Source organism: Pseudomonas sp. NyZ480 (assembly GCF_029537255.1).
In the GTDB taxonomy this organism is placed as follows: domain Bacteria; phylum Pseudomonadota; class Gammaproteobacteria; order Pseudomonadales; family Pseudomonadaceae; genus Aquipseudomonas; species Aquipseudomonas taiwanensis.
The window spans coordinates 2,373,922-2,394,497 of sequence record NZ_CP120626.1 but is presented as its reverse complement, the minus strand read 5'-3'; the positions used below and the strand labels follow the sequence as shown (position 1 = coordinate 2,394,497).

General features: G+C 62.2%; 20 protein-coding genes. 9 read left to right on the top strand and 11 right to left on the bottom strand.

Annotated features, from left to right (window positions below; genetic code table 11):
• Window positions 1-5 precede the first annotated feature (5 nt).
• The 4 genes from P3R38_RS10995 to P3R38_RS10980 all read left to right on the top strand — a co-directional run bounded on the left by P3R38_RS10995 (window position 6) and on the right by P3R38_RS10980 (window position 2,421).
• Window positions 6-491 carry a flavin reductase family protein gene (locus P3R38_RS10995; RefSeq protein WP_104881861.1) on the top strand — a complete coding sequence of 162 codons (486 nt, stop codon included), beginning with the start codon at window positions 6-8 and terminating at the stop codon, window positions 489-491.
• A gap of 134 nt (window positions 492-625) precedes the next feature.
• Window positions 626-1,015: a carboxymuconolactone decarboxylase family protein gene (locus P3R38_RS10990; RefSeq protein WP_023380262.1), complete on the top strand. Its 390-nt coding sequence runs from the start codon at window positions 626-628 to the stop codon at window positions 1,013-1,015.
• A gap of 87 nt (window positions 1,016-1,102) precedes the next feature.
• Window positions 1,103-1,855 (top strand): GntR family transcriptional regulator, encoded by a 753-nt coding sequence (locus P3R38_RS10985; protein ID WP_023380261.1) that lies wholly within the window; start codon window positions 1,103-1,105, stop codon window positions 1,853-1,855.
• A 2-nt stretch (window positions 1,856-1,857) separates the two neighbouring features.
• Window positions 1,858-2,421, top strand: coding sequence for an NUDIX hydrolase (locus P3R38_RS10980; protein WP_277687135.1), 564 nt, complete (start codon window positions 1,858-1,860; stop codon window positions 2,419-2,421).
• Between the two features lie 16 nt (window positions 2,422-2,437).
• Here the strand turns inward: P3R38_RS10980 and P3R38_RS10975 are convergent, their stop codons facing one another.
• Entirely contained in the window at window positions 2,438-3,055 is a 618-nt protein-coding gene (locus tag P3R38_RS10975) for a LysE family translocator (RefSeq protein WP_023380259.1), read from the bottom strand.
• A 111-nt stretch (window positions 3,056-3,166) separates the two neighbouring features.
• On the opposite strand from P3R38_RS10975, the gene P3R38_RS10970 reads away from it, so the two are divergent.
• The gene (locus tag P3R38_RS10970) at window positions 3,167-3,619 is read left to right on the top strand and encodes an Lrp/AsnC family transcriptional regulator (RefSeq protein WP_023380258.1); all 453 of its coding nucleotides are present in this window, start codon (window positions 3,167-3,169) and stop codon (window positions 3,617-3,619) included.
• A gap of 63 nt (window positions 3,620-3,682) precedes the next feature.
• On the opposite strand, the gene P3R38_RS10965 is transcribed toward P3R38_RS10970, so the two are convergent.
• From P3R38_RS10965 to glnT, 4 genes are all read right to left on the bottom strand, one after another.
• Window positions 3,683-5,008, bottom strand: coding sequence for an FMN-binding glutamate synthase family protein (locus P3R38_RS10965; protein ID WP_027907194.1), 1,326 nt, complete (start codon window positions 5,006-5,008; stop codon window positions 3,683-3,685).
• A gap of 15 nt (window positions 5,009-5,023) precedes the next feature.
• Complete coding sequence (locus P3R38_RS10960; protein ID WP_023380256.1) at window positions 5,024-5,698, bottom strand: glutamate synthase subunit alpha; 675 nt, start codon at window positions 5,696-5,698, stop codon at window positions 5,024-5,026.
• Window positions 5,699-5,726: 28 nt separating this feature from the next.
• Window positions 5,727-6,632, bottom strand: coding sequence for a glutamine amidotransferase family protein (locus P3R38_RS10955; RefSeq protein ID WP_023380255.1), 906 nt, complete (start codon window positions 6,630-6,632; stop codon window positions 5,727-5,729).
• A gap of 66 nt (window positions 6,633-6,698) precedes the next feature.
• Entirely contained in the window at window positions 6,699-8,033 is a 1,335-nt protein-coding gene (gene glnT, locus P3R38_RS10950; protein ID WP_023380254.1) for a type III glutamate--ammonia ligase, read from the bottom strand.
• Window positions 8,034-8,376: 343 nt separating this feature from the next.
• On the opposite strand from glnT, the gene P3R38_RS10945 reads away from it, so the two are divergent.
• Window positions 8,377-8,970 carry a cupin domain-containing protein gene (locus tag P3R38_RS10945; RefSeq protein WP_023380252.1) on the top strand — a complete coding sequence of 198 codons (594 nt, stop codon included), beginning with the start codon at window positions 8,377-8,379 and terminating at the stop codon, window positions 8,968-8,970.
• Window positions 8,971-9,194: 224 nt separating this feature from the next.
• On the opposite strand, the gene P3R38_RS10940 is transcribed toward P3R38_RS10945, so the two are convergent.
• Window positions 9,195-10,064 carry an RHS repeat-associated core domain-containing protein gene (locus tag P3R38_RS10940; RefSeq protein WP_277687134.1) on the bottom strand — a complete coding sequence of 290 codons (870 nt, stop codon included), beginning with the start codon at window positions 10,062-10,064 and terminating at the stop codon, window positions 9,195-9,197.
• 167 nt (window positions 10,065-10,231) lie between these two features.
• Entirely contained in the window at window positions 10,232-11,119 is an 888-nt protein-coding gene (locus tag P3R38_RS10935; RefSeq protein WP_104882533.1) for a LysR family transcriptional regulator, read from the bottom strand.
• A 111-nt stretch (window positions 11,120-11,230) separates the two neighbouring features.
• Here P3R38_RS10935 and P3R38_RS10930 point away from each other — a divergent pair, with 111 nt between their 5' ends.
• The gene (locus tag P3R38_RS10930) at window positions 11,231-12,292 is read left to right on the top strand and encodes a YeiH family protein (protein WP_277687133.1); all 1,062 of its coding nucleotides are present in this window, start codon (window positions 11,231-11,233) and stop codon (window positions 12,290-12,292) included.
• A gap of 150 nt (window positions 12,293-12,442) precedes the next feature.
• Window positions 12,443-13,816 (top strand): nucleotide 5'-monophosphate nucleosidase PpnN, encoded by a 1,374-nt coding sequence (gene ppnN, locus P3R38_RS10925; protein WP_023380248.1) that lies wholly within the window; start codon window positions 12,443-12,445, stop codon window positions 13,814-13,816.
• Between the two features lie 32 nt (window positions 13,817-13,848).
• Here ppnN and P3R38_RS10920 read toward each other — a convergent pair whose 3' ends face one another.
• Together P3R38_RS10920 and pssA are read right to left on the bottom strand one after the other, a co-directional pair.
• Window positions 13,849-15,000, bottom strand: coding sequence for a GGDEF domain-containing protein (locus P3R38_RS10920; protein WP_084212819.1), 1,152 nt, complete (start codon window positions 14,998-15,000; stop codon window positions 13,849-13,851).
• Between the two features lie 125 nt (window positions 15,001-15,125).
• Window positions 15,126-16,439, bottom strand: a complete 1,314-nt coding sequence (gene pssA, locus P3R38_RS10915) for a CDP-diacylglycerol--serine O-phosphatidyltransferase (protein ID WP_277687209.1) — start codon at window positions 16,437-16,439, stop codon at window positions 15,126-15,128.
• 174 nt (window positions 16,440-16,613) lie between these two features.
• Between pssA and P3R38_RS10910 the strand changes: the two genes are divergently transcribed.
• On the top strand, window positions 16,614-17,609 hold the full coding sequence (locus P3R38_RS10910) for a GlxA family transcriptional regulator (RefSeq protein ID WP_023380242.1): 996 nt from the start codon (window positions 16,614-16,616) through the stop codon (window positions 17,607-17,609).
• 90 nt (window positions 17,610-17,699) lie between these two features.
• Here P3R38_RS10910 and P3R38_RS10905 read toward each other — a convergent pair whose 3' ends face one another.
• Together P3R38_RS10905 and P3R38_RS10900 are read right to left on the bottom strand one after the other, a co-directional pair.
• Window positions 17,700-19,034, bottom strand: coding sequence for an MFS transporter (locus P3R38_RS10905; protein ID WP_202676088.1), 1,335 nt, complete (start codon window positions 19,032-19,034; stop codon window positions 17,700-17,702).
• Between the two features lie 179 nt (window positions 19,035-19,213).
• Window positions 19,214-20,425 carry a M24 family metallopeptidase gene (locus P3R38_RS10900; protein ID WP_023380238.1) on the bottom strand — a complete coding sequence of 404 codons (1,212 nt, stop codon included), beginning with the start codon at window positions 20,423-20,425 and terminating at the stop codon, window positions 19,214-19,216.
• Between the last annotated feature and the right edge of the window lie 151 nt (window positions 20,426-20,576).

Genomic DNA, 20,576 nt, shown 5'->3' with positions numbered 1-20,576 from the left:
ACGAGATGATCGAACCTGGCATCTACAAAGACGTAATGGGCTCCTTCCCGTCCGGCGTGACGGTGGTCACCACCCTCGATGCCGACGGCGCCATCGTCGGCATCACCGCCAGCGCGTTCAGCGCGCTGTCGATCGACCCGGCACTGGTGCTGTTCTGTCCCAACTACGCCTCCGACACCTACCCGATCCTGCGTGACAGCAAGCAGTTCGCCATTCACCTGCTGTCAGCCGACCAGACCGCTGAGGCTTACGCCTTCGCCGGTAAAGGCAAGGACAAGGCCAAAGGCATCGAATGGCACCTGAGCGAACTGGGCAACCCGTTGCTGAGCAAGGCCACGGCGATCATAGAGTGCGAACTGTGGCGTGAATACGACGGCGGCGACCACGCGATCATCGTTGGCGCGGTGAAGAACCTGGTGCTGCCAGCCGAGCCGGTGACGCCGATGGTCTACCACAAAGGCAAGCTAGGTGCCCTGCCACCTTTGGGTTAAGCCCCCAAGGAAGCGGTGTTGGCTTCTTCGCGGGTAAAACCGCGCAGAAGCTCACACACATTCCCCTGTTTTCAGGGGCCGCGCCCACCCTCTCACCCTCGGTTGCGGCCCCCTTTTTCATTCGGAGCACGGCAATGAGCAACGAAAAGTACGACAAGGGCCTGCAGATCCGTACCCAGGTGCTGGGCGAGGAGTACGTCAACCGTTCGATCCAGAATGCCGACGACTTCACCAAGCCCTTGCAGGAGCTGGTCACCGAGTACTGCTGGGGCCACGTCTGGGGCCGCGAAGGCTTGTCGCTCAAAGAGCGCAGCATGATAAACTTGGCCATGATTTCCGCGCTCAACCGGCCCCACGAGCTCAAGCTGCACATTCGCGGCGCATTGCGCAATGGCCTGAGCCGTGAACAGATTCGCGAGATCCTGCTCCAGGTCGGCATTTATTGCGGCGTACCCGCGGCGGTGGACAGTTTCCGCCTGGCCCGCGAAGCGTTCGCCGAAGCCGATGCGGAGTCAACCCGTTAACAACGGGCTGTTCGAACCACTGCAAGGAGTGCCAGGTTCAAGGCACTCCGCGATGTTGGCGCAACAGCCTCATAAAGAGCGCACCTGATGAAACGCCAGCCACTCGACGACAGCTTCAAGGTCAACCGCAACCCCGTTACTCTGCGTGAAATCGTGCTCGACAAGCTGCGCGGCGCGATCATGAATTTCCACCTTCTACCAGGCGACCGCCTGGTAGAGCGCGACCTCTGCGACCGCCTTGGCGTGAGCCGCACCTCGGTGCGCGAAGCCCTGCGTCACCTGGAATCCGAAGGCCTGGTGGAATTCGCCGACGCCAAGGGCCCACGCGTTGCCATCATCACCCTGGAAGATGCCCGCGACATCTACGAGCTGCGCTGTGTACTCGAAGGCCTGATCGTGCAGCTGTTCACGCTCAACGCCAAGGCCAAGGACATCCGCGCCCTTGAGCGCGCCCTCGAGGTCAACCGCGAAGCCCTCGAAGAAGGCGAACTGCAGCAAGTGCTCGAGTCGGTACAAGGCTTCTACGACGTCCTGCTCGAAGGCTCCGGCAACCAGGTGGCGGCGCAACAGCTACGCCAGCTTCAGGCCCGCATCAGCTACCTGCGCGCCACTTCGGTGTCGCAAGAGAACCGCCGCGGCGCCAGCAACCGTGAGATGGAGAAGATTGTCGAGGCGATCAAGAGTGGCGACCCAGTGGTTGCCCACCAAGCTTCGGTCGACCACGTTCGCGCCGCCGCCAAGGTAGCGCTGGAATACCTGCGCCAGAAGCAGGACGACAACACCAAGGTGCGCGATATCGTCGAGCCCCTGGCCCTCAAGGAACCTCGCATAGGCCGCTGACCATGCCCACCGCCCCGCGCTACTGCCCGCACTGCACCACGGAACTGGCCCGGGGCGTTCCCACTGGCGACACCCACGAGCGCCTGCACTGCCCTGGCTGTGGCTACGTCCACTACATCAACCCGAAGATCATCGCCGGCTGCATCATCGAGCGCGAGGGCAAGTACCTGCTGTGCCAGCGTGCCATCCCTCCCCGTCCAGGCACCTGGACCTTGCCGGCCGGTTTCATGGAGGCCGGTGAAACCACCGAACAGGCGGCCCTGCGCGAAGTCTGGGAAGAAAGCGGCGTGCGCGCCGATATCGTCTCGCCTTATTCGATCTTCAGCGTGCCGAAGATCAGCGAGGTGTACATCATCTTCCGCGCCATCGCCACCGAAGAGACCGGCCAGTTCGGGCCCGAGACAATGGCTTACCAGTTCTTCGAGCCTGACGAGATTCCCTGGGACGACATCTACTACCCGGCGATCCGACAGATTCTCGAGCGTTACATCCTTGAACGGCAGGCGGGGGTGTATGGGATCTACATGGGTAATGACGCTACCGGCAAAGTGCATTTCATGCGCTGAGCCGACAAAGGCGTGATCAACTGCCCAACTGCCCGGCAATCAACCCCACTGCGACCAGGATCATCACCCCCCCTGACACCCGCCCGACCATCCTGGCCGCGCCCGGACGGCTGCTCAGCACCGCCTTGGCGCCGTACCCCACCAGCGAATAGACCACCAGCGAACTGCACAGGTGCACCAGGCCCAGCAGCAGAATCTGCAACGGTACCGGCCAGCTCGATTGCGGGTCGGTGAACTGCGGCAGCAAGGCCAGGAACAACAGGAACACCTTGGGGTTCAGGCCGCTCACGCAAAAGCCCTTCAGTGCCCAGCGCTTGCCAGAGTCAGCAATACTGCTTTGCCCCGATTGCGGCACCGGTGGGCTGAGCAACAGATTGCCGCCCAGCCACAGCAAGTAGATGCAGCCGGCCAGCGTCAGCAACATCAAGGCCACGGGGTGCCCCGCCAGCACGGTACCAACACCCGCCGCCACCACCAGTGTGGCCATGAAATGCCCCGACAGCATTCCTGCTACCGCCGGCATCACCCAGCGCCCACGCATGCCCGCCGAGATGGCATATGCCCAGTCGGCTCCGGGGGTAATCACGAACAGCAACGACACGGCCCAGAACGCCATCAGCACACTCATAGCCACTTGAAACTTCCTTTGCACGCGGTAGGGGATGGACACAGCGTACGGGTTCCGCCAGGGGATTTTCTTTCGTATATTCCCCGCGGAACGTTATTTGGTGGAAGATTCTTCCCAATGGACAGAACAGACAGAAAGATACTTGCCGAACTGCAAAAAGACGGTCGGCTGTCGGTCACAGAGCTCGCCGACCGCGTCGGCCTGAGCCTGTCGCCATGCCACAGGCGGCTGAAGGCGCTGGAGGAGAACGGCGCGATTCTTGGCTATCACGCACGCTTGGCGCCCTCGGCCTTGGGGCTCAATTTCGCGGCATTGGTGTTCGTCACCTTGCGCGAAGTCACCCGCCAGCCCGTGGCCGATTTCGAAGGCGCACTGGGTGAAATTCCGCAGATCGTCGAGGCCCAGCGGTTGTTTGGCGACCCAGATTACTTGTTGCATGTGGTGGCCAAGGACCTGCCGGCGTTTCAGAAGCTGTACGACGAGCAATTGACCAGCATTCCCAATGTGAAACGGTTGAGTTCGACATTGGTGATGAAAGAGGTGATCCAGGATCGGCTGTTGCCGATGTAGGCGTTGCATCGGTCTCATCGCCGGCAAGCCGGCGATGAGACCAGAGCAGTCAGTGCAACAACATCAGTACTGCGCCTGCCCCGGTACCCAGGCAGTACCCGCCAGCGGCACCCGCGCCATGGCCGCTGCTTCCACCGTCAGCGCCACCAGGTCCTCAGGGTCAAGGTTGTGCAGGTGCGACTTGCCGCAGGCGCGGGCCATGGTCTGGGCTTCGAGCACCAGGACCCGCAGGTAGTTGGCCAGGCGACGACCGGCCTCCTCCGGGTTCAGGCGCTTGGCCAGCTCCGGGTCCTGCGTGGTGATACCCGCTGGGTCTCGGCCGTTCTGCCAGTCGTCGTAGAAGCCGGCAGCCGAGCCGATTTTTTTCAGTTCGGCATCCAGCCGTGGATGGTTGTCGCCCAGGGCGATCAGCGCGGCAGTCCCGATGGCCACGGCATCGGCGCCCAAGGCCATGGCTTTGGCCACGTCAGCACCATTGCGGATGCCTCCGGAGACAATCAGTTGAACCTGGCGGTGCATGCCCATTTCCTGCAGCGCCTGCACCGCTTGCGGGATGGCTGGCAGGATCGGGATACCCACGTGCTCAATGAACACTTCCTGGGTCGCTGCGGTACCGCCCTGCATGCCGTCGAGCACGATCACGTCCGCACCGGCCTTCACCGCCAGCTTCACGTCATAGTACGGTCGGCTGGCACCGATCTTGACGTAGATGGGCTTTTCCCAATCGGTGATCTCGCGCAGCTCGGCAATCTTGATCGCCAGGTCATCCGGTCCGGTCCAATCCGGGTGGCGGCAGGCGCTGCGCTGATCGACCCCGATCGGCAAGGTGCGCATACCGGCCACCCGCTCGGTCACTTTCATGCCCAGCAACATACCGCCGCCGCCAGGCTTGGCGCCCTGGCCAAGGACGATCTCGATGGCGTCGGCCTTGCGCAGGTCATCCGGGTTCATGCCATAGCGCGAAGGCAGGTACTGGTAGACAAGATGCTGCGACTGGCCGCGCTCTTCCGTGGTCATGCCGCCGTCACCGGTGGTGGTACTGGTACCGGCGATGGTGGCCCCACGGCCCAGAGCCTCCTTGGCGTTGGCTGACAACGCGCCGAAGCTCATGCCGGCGATGGTCACCGGGATTTTCAGGTGTATCGGCTTCTTGGCAAAACGGGTGCCCAGGACTACGTCCGTGCCGCATTTTTCGCGGTAGCCTTCCAACGGGTACCGCGACACGCTGGCGCCCAGCAGCAACAGATCGTCGAAATGCGGCACACGGCGCTTGGTGCCACCGCCACGAATGTCATAGATGCCGGTTTCGGCGGCGCGCTGGATTTCCTGGATGGTCAGGCGGTCGAAGGTGGCCGACTCACGCAGTACCGGGGTGGGTTGCTCGCTCATGATGGTGCTCCTGATTCAGTACGCGCTGGCGTTGTCGACTTTGAAGTTGTACAGCTGGCGAGCCGAGCCGTAGCGTTTGAAATCGGCGGCCTTGTGGTCGAGGCCGGCCTTGTTCAGCAGCTCTTGCAGCTCTTGCAGGTGTTCGGCGCGCATTTCCTTTTCGATGCAGTCAGAACCCAGCGACTGCACCGTGCCTTTGACGTAGATACGCACCTCATACAGTGAATCGCCCAGTGCATCGCCCGCATCGCCGCACACCACCAGGCGCCCGGCCTGGCCCATGAAGCAGCTCATATGGCCAATGCTGCCGCCGACGACGATGTCCACGCCCTTCATGGAAATGCCGCAACGCGCTCCGGCATCGCCCTCGATCACCAGCAAGCCGCCATGGGCAGTCGCGCCGGCTGCTTGCGAGGCGCTGCCCTTGACGCGCACGGAGCCGGACATCATGTTCTCGGCAACGCCCACGCCGACATTGCCGTGCACGGTAACGCTAGCCCTCTGGTTCATTCCGGCGCAGTAGTAGCCGGCATGGCCGTCGATGTCCACGGAAACGGCCTGGTTGATGCCTACAGCCAGGTTGTGCTTGCCGTCCGGGTGGCTGACCCGCCATTCACGGTCTTGCACCTCGCCGTGCAAGGCCTGGTTGAGCTCGCGCACCGAGGCGCTGGAAAGGTCGATGGTCTTCATGCAAGTGCTCCAGTGTTCGGTGAAAGGGTCAGGCGCTTTCGCGCTCCCAGACGTAGAGGGTGGCGGGTGCTGGTTCCCAGACCCTGGCCTTGTCGATGCCTGGCAGACTGGCCAGGGCCTGGTACTCCGAGGCCATGGCCACGTAGTCATCGGTCTCGGCCAGCACCGCCGGCTTGCAGGCGATCGGGTCGCGAATCACGGCAAAGCCGTTGCGGGTGCCGATGGCGAAAGTGAAGAAGCCATCCAGGTCCTCCAGCGCACCATCCAGGGCCTGGGCCAGGGTGTCGCCCTGGCGAAGGCGCCAGGTCAGGTAGCCGGCAGCCACCTCGGTGTCGTTGTCGGTCTCGAAGCTGATGCCTTCGCGCTTGAGCTCCTGGCGCAGACGGAAGTGGTTGGACAGCGAGCCGTTGTGCACCAGGCACAAGTCGGCGCCGGTGGAAAACGGGTGGCTGCCCTCCATGGTCACCGCGCTTTCGGTGGCCATGCGGGTATGACCAATGATGTGGCTGCCTTTCATGGTGGCCAGGCCGAAACGGCTGGAAATCTCCGCCGGTAGGCCCATGCCCTTGAGAATCTCGATGCTCCGCCCAGCGCTCATGATGCGCACGTTCGGCGCCAGCTCGACCAGTGCCTGGCGCACGGCGGCCTCGCTGCTGTGTACCTTCAACACGGCGGCACTGGCGTTCTGGAACCAGTCCAGCGAGCAGCCAAGACGCCCTTCCAGCTCGCCCATCAGGGCGGTCCAGGGGTAGTCGATGTCGCTGGCCTGCAAGGTCAACTTAACCCAACCCTCGGCCACTTCGTCGCCGTAGATGGCAAAGCCGGCACTGTCGGGGCCGCGATCGGTCATGGCTTGCAGCATGGGTTCGAACAGCTTGCCGAGTTGGGCCTCCAGCTCGGGCTTTTTCAGGTACAGACCTACGATTCCACACATGGTGATACTCCTTACAAGGCAGTGGGCGACCGCGCTCGCTGTAGCCGCCCAGGGGATTGGGGGCGGTCAGAAGAACTCGGTGTAACGCTGGATTTCCCAGTCGGAGACATGGCGGCTGTATTCCACCCACTCCATGCGCTTGAGCTTGATGAACTCGTCGACGATCTCGGCACCCAACACCTCGCGGAACAGCGGGTCGGCCTCCAGGGCGTCGGCGGCTTCCTTGAGCGACTGCGGCAGGGTCTTGATGCCGCGGTCGGCGATCTCTTCGAGGCTGAGGTTGTAGAGGTTCTCGTTGCACATCTCGCCCGGCTCCAACTGCCGGTCGATACCATCCAGGCCGGCGGCGATGATCGCGGCGGTGACCAGATAAGGGTTGCAGCCCGCGTCCGGCAGGCGAAACTCCAGGCGCCCGTAAGGAATGCGCACCATGGCCGAGCGATTGTTGGCGCCGTAGGCGACGAAAGCCGGAGCCCAGGTGGCGCCAGACAGCGAACGGCCCACCACCAGGCGCTTGTACGAGTTGACCGTTGGCGCGGCGAAGGCACACAGGGCCGGCCCATGGGCCAATAGGCCGGCGGCGAAGTGGTAGGCCAGCTTGGACAGTCCCATGCCGCTGCTGTCGGAGGGATCGTGGAACAGGTTCTTGTTGGTGCTGCTGGCCAGCGACAGGTGAAAGTGCATGCCATTGCCCGCACGCTTGGGGTCAGGTTTGGGCATGAACGAGCAGATCATCCCCAGGTCGTTGGCGATCTCGCCGGCGGCCATGCGGAAGAACGTGAAACGGTCGGCCGACTCCATGGCATCGGAATAGGTGTAGTTGATCTCGAACTGGCCGTTGGCATCCTCGTGGTCTATCTGGTAGATGTCGAAGCCGACCGGCTGCAGGGCCTCGGTCAGGCGCTCGAGGAACAGCCGCGAACGCGACAAGCCTTTGTAGTCGTAGCAAGGTTTGTCGAGGTTGTCCGAGGCATCCACCAACTGCAGCTTGCCGCTTTCGTCCCGACGAAACAGGCTGAACTCCGGTTCAAGGCCAGTGTTCAGGGTCCAGCCTTTGTCGGCCAGGCGCTGCACCTGTTGTTGCAGCACGTAGCGGCTGTCGTAAGGCCAGGGTTGGCCATTGACGTGACCGACGCACACCACGCGACCATAGCCGGGCTGCCAAGGCACCGGGATCAGTGTGGACAGATCACCACGGGCCATGAAGTCCGGACCATGGGGTTCCATGCCCATACCGCAGATGGCGAACCCGGCGAAGCCGGCGCCCTCCTCGGCCACCATCTTCAGGCCCGATACCGGCACCGATTTGGTTTTCGCCGAGCCATGGATATCGACGAATTGGGCCAACACGTACTTGATGCCGTGTTGATCGAGGGTGCGCTGGGTTTCTGCTGGCAACATGGGTTGAACACTCCTGGGTAAGGGGGCAAGGCATGGTGGACCTGCATGTAATTCCGCACGGGAAATTTACTTTCCTATCAGGAATGCAACAGCCTTGCCAACTTTTTGCCAGGAGTGCCCCTGTCGCCAGCAAGCCGGCGCTTGGGGTAATGCTTTACCCGTGCAGGCGCCGGCTTGTCGACGATGAAGCCAGTCCGGCCATGGGGCAGTTTTTCTTTTATATATGTGGGAAACTAGTTTTCACCCGAGGAAAGAGGCGTCTGCTGCAGCCTCACCCTGCGCTTTCCCAGTGCGAAATCTTTATTCCTGAACTGAAACAGTGCAACGCGTGAAAGGAAACGTGATGTTGACCGAGACCGAACCCCGCCTCCGCCTTGAGCAGTACCTGGGCCTGCAGATCAAGCGCCAGCGCCAGGCCCAGTCCCTCAAGCTCGCCGATGTGGCGCGCATCGCCGGCATCAGCCAAGGCATGCTGAGCAAGATCGAGAACGCCCAAGTGTCCACCAGCCTCGACACGCTCAGTCGCCTGTGCGACGTGCTGGGTATGCCGATGGCAAAGCTGTTCAGCCAATATGACCAGCCCGACGGCAATGCCTTGCTGGTGAAGGCCGGCGAAGGATTGGAGGTGGTTCGCCGCGGGACCGAAAAAGGCCACACCTACCATCTGCTCAATCACGCCAGGGGGCCGAAAAAAAACTTCGAGGCGTACATGGTGACCATGGACGACGCCAGTGAAGAATTCCCGACCTTCGCTCACCCCGGCACCGAGTTCCTCCACTTGCTGGAGGGCGAGCTGGTGTATCGCCACGGCAACCAGCTCTATCACATGCAGGCCGGTGACAGCCTGACCTTCGACGGCGAGACCCCGCACGGCCCCGAGCAACTGGTGCAAGTACCCATCCGCCTGTTGTCGATCATGAATTACGCAGACGAGTGACACGGCGGAGCCAGGCCACAACCGATGTCGCGATCGGATAAACACCTGGGCGATGCGCTTACCTTGCGCAACCCGCCGGCGCTGGGCCTGAGCGGTGCCCTCTGGCTATCCCCCGGGTAACCTTCTTCATCGCCATGGTCGAGCGCGGCGGCCAGTGTATCGGTGCGGTGCAAGGTTCGCCGCTGAGGGTCCCGGCCGGGTGTCAGGCGCACTCGCTTCCCAGGTTAACGCCGCCTGGGGGGTGGCGTGGGGGCGTCTGGTGGTGAATAGCTTTGCAGCATCTTGTCAAATTGGTCAACTTCCCGTCGAAGACGCACATCCCAAATTGCATTGGCGACTTCAGGCCATGCAGACTCTGCAAGTTGCGCTCTAGGGTGCTGAACAGCAGGAAGAGAAAACCCTCCAAAATCTGCTTTACTGACTTCACGAGATTTATAATTCCTGAGCCCACGTGCGGGCTGAAACGCTCCAACACCCAATACGTAGGTATCCTTTTTTACCTCATAGTTACCAGCCGGCAGATGAAAAATAGGTGACCCATACACAAAATTCACTGAAAAATCATCAGCAGCAAAGTTGTACGTTAAATCAAACCTACTGTAACCGTAGTGCGGAACCTCGTGTTTATATATCCGTGCAACTACTGTTTCCCTTTCCATGGGCCATCCAGTCATTCCCTTAGCCTGTTGCCTGAAGTTCGCGAGCTGTGGATACAAGCTTGGTCGAAGATTCGCGCTTTTCAGAACGCTGATATCCAAGCGCTTTTGAGGATTCGCTTGCCTTCCGACGCCGCTCCTGCTGAGCCCTGAAGGGTCGACGTAATTCACTGGATCGCCAGCGCAGTAGGCATAGGCATTTACACCGCCGCTACCAAACGGGCTCAAGACGTCGGGGCTGACAAAACGACCCAGTGAGGGATCGTACATCCGCCGCCCCATACCCAGCAGATAACAGCCACTGAGTGTGTCCTGCCATTGGCCCGCAAAACCAACACGCGATGAACATTGGGAACTGACGGACACACCATAGGGCGTGTAGGCCAGGTCATGGCACTGACGGTTGTGGCAGCTGGCACTGCGAAAACAACGATCCATCGTGAATCACCCCGCGCCTGACGGAAGGGCCACTTTAAAGAGAAAGCCATGGCCTGAACACTGGCAGTTTTAACAGGCCACTTGGCTGACGCGTCAATTCCCCCCGACGCTATACCGCCCCGGCAATAAACTTCGATCACAAAGCCGGTAATTGGCGGCCAACACAGTCAACCCGACGCTTGCAGGCCAATACATAATTCCAGAAACCGCGCCGCCGCCCGCGACGGGGAGGCGGCATGCGGGACCAGAATGGAAAACCGCCGCACCAACGCCTGCGGCACAACCTGCAACCGGTGCAACGCGCCATCCTCGTGACGGATCGACATCGCCGACACGAAACCGATCCCCATCCCGGCCCGCACCGCCTCCTTCACCCCTTCCACCCCGGCAATCTCCAGCGCCACACGCATCGCCACGCCGCTGCGGGCAAATGCCCGCTCGACGATCTGTCGCACACCCGAGCCGCTCTCGCGCAGCACCAGTGGGTAGGCCCCTAGCGCCGCCAGCGTTTGCTGGTCACTGCCAGCCAGCGGATGCCCACGCGGCACGATGGCGACGATCTCGTCTTCCCGCCACGCCGTCACCACCGTGCCCAATGGCAGCTCCTGTCCCGGCGGCCCTTCGATCAGGGCGATGTCGACGCTGTCGAGCGCGGCGACGATCTCCGCCGTGTTGCCGTTGGAAGTGCTCACCAGCACCTCCGGGTAGCGAGCATGGAAATCGGCAATCAGGTACGGCAGCAGGTAGCTGGCAGGCGTGGTGCTGGCGCCGATGCGCAAGGTACCGCGCTCCAGCCCACGCATGGCCTCGCGCAATGCCTGGGCCTGACGAAACGTTTCGCGCAGGCGCTCAGCATGGGCCAGCAACTGCTCCCCGGCAGCTGTCAGCCGCACACCCCGGCCGGCGCGCTGATAGAGAGGTTCGCCAAAGGCCTCCTGCAGCAACTTGAGCTGGCCAGACACCGCCGGCTGCGACAGGTGCAGCGCCTGGGCCGCATGGCTGATGTTGCCGTGTTCCGCAACCGTGGCGAACGTTATCAGTTGTTCTGGGGTCATGAGAATAAAATATCAGCTAAACGGATATTTTCCATTCTAAATTACGATTTTTTATAAGCTTATAACCAGATTAACGTAGGTCATGTCGAAACACCTTTCCGGAGGACTCACATGGCCACGGTTCCGTCCCACCCTGCCTTTGCTCCTACCCTCGCCACCCGAGGGCGGCTCAATGGCGTTCTGTTCGTCGCGCTGTTCGCGCTTGCGGTCACCCAGTTGGCCGGCCTGCCTGCCATCGCCAATCTTGGCATCAGCCCGCTGATCGTCGGCATCGTCGCAGGTGCCCTGTATGGCAACGCGCTGCGCCATGGCGTGCCTGACAGTTGGGCGGCAGGTATCAACTTTTCTGCTCGCCAGCTGCTGCGAATTGCCGTGGCATTCTTTGGTCTACGGGTCAGTCTGCAGGAAATCGCCGAGGTCGGTTGGTCGGGGTTGACGGTGTCGCTGCTGATTGTCGTCAGCACCCTGCTGATCGGCCTCTGGTGCGGCATGAAACTGCTCAAGCTGGACCGCGATACCGCGCTGCTTGCTGCCGCGGGCAGCGCGATCTGCGGCGCCGCCGCCGTACTGGCGTTCGAATCCGCCCTGCGCAGCGCCCCGCACAAAAGCGCCATGGCCGTCGGCAGCGTGGTGTTGTTCGGCACCCTGTCGATGTTTCTCTACCCGTTGGCGATCAATGCTGGCTGGATCCCGCTCGACACCCTCGGTGCCGGCCTGTTCCTCGGCGGCACCGTCCATGAAGTTGCCCAGGTGGTGGGCGCCGCCAGCAACATCAGCTCAGAGGCCACGCACATCGCTACCATCGTCAAGATGACCCGGGTCATGCTGCTGGTCCCCGTGTTGCTGGTAGTGGGTGTGTGGATCAGCCGCTCGCGCAAGGCCGGCCAGGTGCACGGCAACGGGCGCATCGCCATGCCTTGGTTCGCCTTCGGTTTCCTCGCGCTGGTGCTGGTGAATTCGCTGCAGGTCCTGCCAAGCGGGCTGATCCAGACGGTCAACAGCCTCGACACCTTCGCCCTGACCATGGCCATGACCGCTCTGGGCATGGAAACCCGCTTGAGCCAGATTCGCCAGGCCGGCCCCCGGGCGTTGGCCACCGGCGCGATCCTCAACCTGTGGCTGGTCGGGGGTGGCCTGGCCATTACCCTGGGGGTGCAAAAGCTGTTCGGATGAGCGGTTGACGTGGCATGGCCCTCTTCGCGGGTAAACCCGCGAAGAGGGCCATGCCACGTCAAGATTTTATTGACCCCTCTCGTTGCCAGGTGAAATTGTCGGTATGGTGGTGTCAAAGAAGGATGTTTTACCTGCACAGGAAAGACTTAGATGCCCCAACGCAATGTCATCAATGCATCCGTCAGCCCCAAAGGCAGCCTGGAAACGCTGTCGCAACGTGAAGTCCAACAACTGAGTGAAGTCGGTACCGGTAGCCTCTACACCCTGTTCCGCCAGTGCGCCCTGGCCATCCTCAACACCGGCGCCCATGTCGACAATGCCAAGACCATCCTTGAGGCCTACCAAGACTTCGAGGTCCGTATTCACCAGCAAGACCGCGGCGTACGCCTGGAGCTGCTCAATGCCCCGGCCGATGCCTTCGTCGATGGCGAAATGATCGCCAGCACCCGTGAAATGCTGTTCTGCGCCCTGCGCGATATCGTCTACACCGAAAGCGAGCTGGCCAGCCAGCGCATCGATCTGGAAAGCTCCCAAGGCATCACCGACTACGTCTTCCACCTGCTGCGCAACGCACGCACCCTGCGTCCGGGCGTCGAGCCCAAAATGGTCGTGTGCTGGGGCGGTCACTCGATCAGCAGCGAGGAGTACCAGTACACCAAGAAGGTCGGCCACGAGCTGGGCCTGCGCAAGCTGGACGTCTGCACCGGCTGCGGGCCGGGTGTGATGAAGGGCCCGATGAAAGGTGCCACCATTGCCCACGCCAAGCAGCGCATGCACGGCAGCCGTTACCTGGGCCTGACCGAGCCGGGCATCATCGCCGCCGAGGCGCCCAACCCGATCGTCAACGAATTGGTGATCCTGCCGGACATCGAGAAGCGCCTGGAAGCCTTCGTCCGTGTCGGCCACGGCATCATCATCTTCCCCGGCGGTGCCGGTACTGCAGAAGAGTTCCTGTACCTGCTGGGCATCCTCATGCACCCGGACAACAAGGACCTGCCGTTCCCGGTCATTCTCACCGGCCCACGCAGTGCCGAACCCTACCTGCAGCAGTTGCACCAGTTCGTCGGCTCGACCCTCGGCGAAGCCGCTCACCGCCTGTACAAGATCATCATCGACGACCCGGCCGAGGTGGCCCGGCACATGGTCGAGGGCCTCAAGGAGGTCAAGCAGTTCCGCCGCGAGCGAAACGACGCATTCCACTTCAACTGGTTGCTGAAGATCGAGGAGAGCTTCCAGCGTCCATTCGACCCTACTCACCAGAACATGGCGGATCTGGACCTGCGCCGGGAGCTGCCGCCCCATGAGCTGGCGGCCAACCTACGCCGGGCGTTTTCCGGGATCGTAGCCGGCAACGTCAAGGACAAGGGCATTCGCCTGATCGAGGAACACGGGCCGTACCAGATTCGCGGCGACCGCGCCGTGATGGACCCATTGGGTCGTCTGTTGCAGGCGTTCGTCGACCAGCACCGAATGAAACTGCCCGGCGGCGCGGCCTACGTGCCATGCTACCAGGTAGTGGCCTGACCCACGGCCGATGGCGACCAGCCGAGCAGGCGCTACACCGTGCGGTCAACCAACCGAATGCTGTTACGCCCACCCCGCTTGGACTGATACAACGCCACATCACCTTGTTCGATCAGCGCGGCCAGACTGACTGGCGGCTGGTCGAACAGGTTGGCACCGATGCTCAGGGTCACCGCCTCAGGTGTTGGCAGGTTCTGCGCCGCCGCCTCCCGAAACTGCTCCCGCAATCGACCACCCAACGCCTCCACGCGCTCACGACTGGCATCGCTGAGCAGAATGACGAACTCATCGCCCCCCAGCCGGGCGGCCAGCGAACGCTCTGGTAGCAGCGCACGAATCATTTCGCTCAGGGTAACCAGCAGGCGATCACCAGCTGCATGACCATGCAGGTCGTTGACCAGCTTGAAATTGTCGATATCGATCAGCAGCAAGGCCCCCGGTCGCGCCGGGCTGACATCCTTGAACAGGTGGGTTGCACGCACTTCCAGTGCACGGCGGTTGTACAGGGCCGTCAGTGGGTCGCGCGCGGCCAGTCGGGCAATACGTTCTTCGCGCCTGTAGCGCACGGTGCCCGTCATCGACAAGGCGATCAGCATGATCGCCATTGCCCCCTCGACCAGGGAAATCTGGATGATCAGCCCGCCGAAGGTGGCCAGGTCGATCAAGGTGCCCGGCATGATCGCGATGACCGCCTTGGCGACGTAGAACAGCCCATGGATGAGCAACACATAGCGCAGTTGCACCGCACCCACGCTCAATGATTTGCCATGCGGGCGCAGCAGGAAGCTGGCCCAGAGCGTCAACAGCGACACCAGCAGCGAGTTGACCATCAGCATGACCTTTGACCACTGCGGCCCCACGGGGAGCAGCAGCAAGGCGAACCACGCCAGCACGATCAGCAGCCATGCTTTGGACCACCGCGCCTGGGTGAAATGCATTACCCCGGCCAGGAAGAACGCGTGGGCGACCACCAGCAAGCCGTTGGCGAACCAGATCCCGATCAGCAGCAGGCCGACTCCCCGCAGCAAGGCCAAGGTGGAACCGACGGTGATCGTGGCGAACCCGGCACTCCAGAACAGCAAAGAAGGTTCGCGAACGCTACGCCACTCGATTGCCAGGTAAAAGGCAGCCGCGGCGGCCAGGGCGATCGAAATGGTCAGCATCGTAGGAGGGTCAAGCGCCATGATACGGATTGGCCTATCTGGTTAACGTGAAAGCCGCTGATTGTATGCGCTTGTCATGGCTTTTCAGAGGGGGCACATCCATTTGAATATGCCGCCTTCAGGTTAACCTGGACGCTGGCCCGTCCTCACAACACGCGCTTGATCAAAGGCTCCAATCGACTGTAGCGCAGCCTGCGCAAAAACCTGCGCACTTCCTTGGGATGTTCGGCCTGGATACCCAGTTCTTCTGCCGAGGCAATCTTCGGTGCATGGTGGCGCAACGACTCAAGCTCGGATGCCCGAGGTACCAGCCAGTGCCCTTGCGGGTCGTCGATCAGCAAACCGTTTTCCAGGTCCAGGTTGAACCCGCGCGGGTTGAGATTGTTGCCGGTCAGCAGTGAATAACGCTGGTCGATCCACAGCCCTTTGGCATGGAAGGTATGCCCTGGATCGTTCCACACCCGCACCACCAGCTGACCACTGGCGATGGCGCCATCGCGACGGCGGGCGAAGGTCCGTAGATTGTCTTCATACAGGTAGGGCAAGGCACCGCTGGCACTGAACGGCTCACCGGGCGTGATATAGAAGTCGTTGGCCGTTCGGTGACCGACGATCAGCTCGATGCGCACGCCGCGTTCCAAGGCATGGTCGACCTCGCGCATCAGTACCCGTGGCGGGTTGAAGTACGGCGTGCTGATGATGATCTGTGATCGGGCGGTGGCCAACAGCGTGCAAAGTGTTCGGTTGAGCAGGTTGCCACGCCCAACGCCGAGCAGCGGAATCACCCGCACACCCTCCCCCTGCTTCGCTGCTGGCACTTCATAGGCCATGCGCCGCAAGCGAGCCCGCAGGCGCCGGATATCGGCGCGCAAGCCACGGTTCACTGGCGGAGCCGGCAGGTCCAGGCGCGGCGTGGCGGTATGATGCAGCAGGCGTCGAACCAGATCGACCATGGCATCGGCCAACGCCGGCGAGTGAAACAGATGGTAACGGTCCAGGCGATAGCGGTCGAATCGATGCAGATAGACGTTATTCAAGCTGGCGCCGGTATAGATCACGCAATCGTCGATGACGCTGCCTTTCAGGTGCAACACGCCGAACAGCTCGCGGGTTTGCACCGGGACGCCGTGAATCACCACATCCAACCCGCGCAACTGGCGCTGGGCCTGGTACCACGCGGCATTGCCCGGCTGGCGCCCTGCCCCCAGGAGGCCGCGCCGGGCCCGGAACCAGTCGACCACGATGACGATCTCAAGCCCCGGCCGCGCGGCTTTGGCCTGGTACAGCGCGTCGAGTACCTCCTGGCCGGCCTCGTCCTCCTGCAGGTACAACGCGACGATGACGATGCGCCGGGTGGCCGCCTTGATGCGCTCCAGCAGGCAGGCCCGATAGGCTGCGGCATCGGGCAGTACCTGGATCGACTCGGCGGGCATGAAGACACCTGGCAGCGCAGCCAGCATGGAATCGGGTTTCACCAACGTTCACCTTTTCTGTGCAATCAGGTCCATTCCTGGTCGCTGTACGCGGGGTGTAAGATCGACCCGGCAACGACCCATAACTACAAGAAACACATGAGGCTTCAATTTTTCACTGCCCCTGACGAATTACGCCTCAGCTTGCACAGGAAGATCGCAATGGTCCACCCCGCTTCAACGATTGGTACGCCGTCCACGACCAGAACGTTCGGATTCCTGGTCTTGCCGAACTTCACCACCATCGGCCTGGCCTCGGCGGTGGAGACCTTGCGCATGGCCAACTTGGCAGCCCGCCGCACCTTGTTCCGCACCGTCCTGATCGCAGCCAGCGATGCCCCGGTCATGGCCAGCAATGGCATGCGCGTCTTGCCTGACCATAGCATCGCCAACAGCCCGGCGCTGGATGCCCTGTTCGTGGTGGGCGCCAACCCCATCGATCGAGGGCGCGAGAGCAATCGACCACTCATCGACTGGCTGCGTCAACTGGCGCGACAACGGCTGCCGCTGGGCGGTATCTGTACCGGCAGCTACCTGCTCGCGCGGGCCGACCTGCTCAAAGGCTACCGCTGCACCATCCACTGGGAAGACCTACAGACCCTGCAGGAGCAGTTTCCCGGCATCGTCATCTCCAGCCAGCTGTTCGAGCTCGACCGCGACCGCTATACCTGCTCCGGCGGTGTGGCCGCCATGGACATGATGCTGCAGCTGGTGGCCCGTGAAGCCGGTGGGCAGGACATCGCCGCCAAGGCCGCCGAGCTGCTGCTGTGCGACCGGGTACGCGGTGAGCGGGAACGTCAGCGGGTGCCCTTGCGCACTCTGCTGGGCAGCGCACAGCCCAAGCTCAGCCAGGTGGTGGCGATCATGGAGGCGAATCTTGAGGAGCCGCTGGGCCTGGAGGAACTGGCCAGCCTCAACGAGGTGACCGTCCGCCAGCTTGAGCGTTTGTTCCACAAGTACCTGCAGCGCACGCCTAGCCAGTACTACCTGGAATTGCGCCTGTCGCGGGCGCGGGAGTTGCTGCTGCGCAGCAATGTGCAGGTGCGGGAAGTGGCGTTGGCCTGCGGGTTCAGCTCGCCGGCGCATTTTTCCAAGAGCTATAGCCGGTTCTTTGGCTTGTCGCCGTTGGGCGAACGGCGACAGGCTTCGTTGCACTGACAGCCTGATCGCCGGCAAGCCGGCGCCTGGCGGGTTCGGCTTGCGCTGCGTAGTAACCGGCTCGCCGCCGATCAGGCGCGTATCGACGGCTCAGTCCTTCAAGGCCGCATGCGCCGTTTCCCGGCACATCAGCATCGCCACCAACGCCACCAGCGCTGCAGCCAGCAGATACCCCGCTGGGGCCAGCTTGTTGCCCGTCAGTTGAATCAACCAGGTGGCGATGAACGGAGCCGTGCCGCCGAACAGCGCATTGGCCACGTTGAAACACAAGGCAAAGCCACTGAAGCGAACCCGGGTGGGGAAGATTTCCGCCAGCAGACACGGCAGCGTTCCATCATTCATCGCCAGCATCGCTCCGAACAGAATCTGGATCGCCAGGATCACCAGCAGCGGCTGGCCCTCGAGCAACTTGAACAGCGGAATGGTGAGCCCCAGGAACAACAGCGAAGCCACTACCAGCATGGTCTTGCGGCCAAAGTGGTCGGACAGCCGTCCCATCAGGAAAATCAGGCCGATGTAGGTCGCCAGCGACACGGTCGAGGCGATGAACGAATCCCGCTCGCTCATGCCCATCTCGGTGGACAGGTAGGTTGGCATGTAGCTCAGCAGCAGGTAGAAGGCCACGGCATTCAGGCAGGTCACGCCGATGCCAATGGCCAGGCTACGACGGTGCCGGGACAGCAATTCGCGAATCGGTGCCGGGGTCATGCAGGCCTTGCTCTCCAGACGCTGTTCCATTTCCAGGAACTTGGGCGTGTCCTGCAGGCTCATGCGGATGTAGCGGCCGACCAGGCCAAAGGGGGCGGCCAGCAGGAACGGCAGGCGCCATCCCCAACTGTGCAGGTCTTCGGTACTGAGCACTTCGTGCAGCACCGCCACGAAGGTCGCACCGAACAACAGCCCCGCCGCGGTACTGGCCGGCACGATACTGGTGTAGAGCCCGCGCCGCCCGGGTGGCGCGTATTCAGCCAGAAACGCCGAAGCCCCGGCATACTCGCCTGAGGCGGAGAAGCCCTGGACCAGGCGAATGAGCAACAGCAGGGATGGCGCCCACAGGCCGATTTGCCCATAGCCCGGCAGCAGGCCGATGCAGAATGTCGAGATCGACATGATCAGGATCGACAGTGACAGCGCATTGCGTCGCCCATGGCGGTCACCAAAATGTCCCCACACCATGCCGCCCAGAGGGCGGACCAGAAAGGACAGGGCAAATACCGCGAAGGTTGCCAACAGGCCGGTAGTCTTGTCGGTCTGGGGGAAAAAGGTCGCAGCGATGATGGTGGCCAGGTAACCGTAGGCGGCGTAGTCGAACCACTCGACGAAGTTGCCCATGAAGCTGGCGCGGGCGGCCTTGCGCAAGGCCTGGCGCTCGGCGCTCTGGCTGGCGGCGTCGAGTGTGGATGCATTCAGGGTGGTGCTGGACATGACGGGTACCCTCTGATTCTTCTAATTGGAGGCAGGGTCTGATGGTCATTCAGTGATGTTCTTGTTGTATGCCTCGGCCGCCTCGCCGGCAAGCCAGCGTCCACGGGTACTGGCAGCTGTTGAGCACACTGCCTGACCGGTGGGCGCGGGTTCACCCGCGAAGCGACCGACATCGGTCCTTACTTGCGAACGATGTTGTGCTCTGGCCCATACGGGAACTTGGTGATGTTCTCGGCGCCATGCTCGTTGACGATGAGGATATCGTGCTCGCGATAGCCGCCTGCCCCCGGTCGCCCTTCCGGCAGCATGATCATCGGCTCGATCGACACCACCATCCCCGGTTCCAGCACCGTGTCGATGTCCTCGCGCAGCTCCAGCCCGGCTTCGCGGCCATAGTAGTGGCTGAGGGTACCGAACGAGTGGCCGTAACCGAAGGTGCGGTACTGCAACAGGTCATGCCGCAGGAAGATCTCGTTCAACTCGCGGGCGATATCGCAGCAGCGCATGCCTGGGCGCACCAGCTTCAGTCCCGCCTCGTGCACTTCCACGTTGGCCTGCCAGAGGCGCAGGTATTCGTCCGGGCAGTGGTCCAGGAACAGCGTGCGCTCCAGCGCCGTGTAGTAGCCGGCGATCATCGGGAAGCAGTTGAGGCTGAGAATGTCGCCTTTGTTGACCCTGCGGCTGGTTACCGGATTGTGAGCACCGTCGGTGTTGAGCCCGGACTGGAACCAGGTCCAGGTGTCCATCAATTCGGCATCGGGGAAACTTCTGGCAATCTCGCGCACCATGGCCTGGGTGGCATGCAGCGCCACTTCGTACTCCGGTGCCTGGTCGCGCAATGCTTCGACGACCGCCGCACCACCGATGTCGGCCACCCGTGCGCCGTGGCGAATTAGCGCCTGTTCCTCGGCGGATTTGATCATGCGCATGCGCATGCAGGGAGCACCGATGTCCAGCAACTCGGCCTTGGGGTAGCAGGCGGCGAGCTTGGCGTGGTTCTGCAGGTTGAGGTGGTCGTACTCCACGCCGATGCGCGACGCCAGTGGCAGGGCCTGCTGGATGGCGACGTAGAAGTTGTCGCGCTGCCAGTCGGTGTAGACGATGTTGTCGGTGCCTACGGTGCGGCGCCAGGGTTGGCCGCCGTCGATATTGGCGCTGATCGACACCACCTTGTCCTGGGTGATCACCAGCGCATAAGGACGACCAAACGAGCAATACAGGAAGTCGCTGTAATAGTTGACGTTGTGGTAGGAGGTGAAGATCGCGGCTTCGATGTCGTGCTCGGCCATGTAGGCGCGCAGACGGGCGTGGCGAGCGGCGTATTCCTGGGCGCTGAAGGTGGGCTGCACCTTCTCGCCGTTACGAATCCTCAGGGTCTTGGGCATTTGCATGGTCGGTATTCCTTGTGGTTGTGAGCACGCTGTTCAGGCCGGCCGCCTGGGAAGCATTGCAACAGAACGCTCGGGAACGCTTTTGTATCTATCCGACCTGGAATTGGCGCTATGGCCGTCGACAAGCCGAAGCTCGAATGCCTCGGCTTGT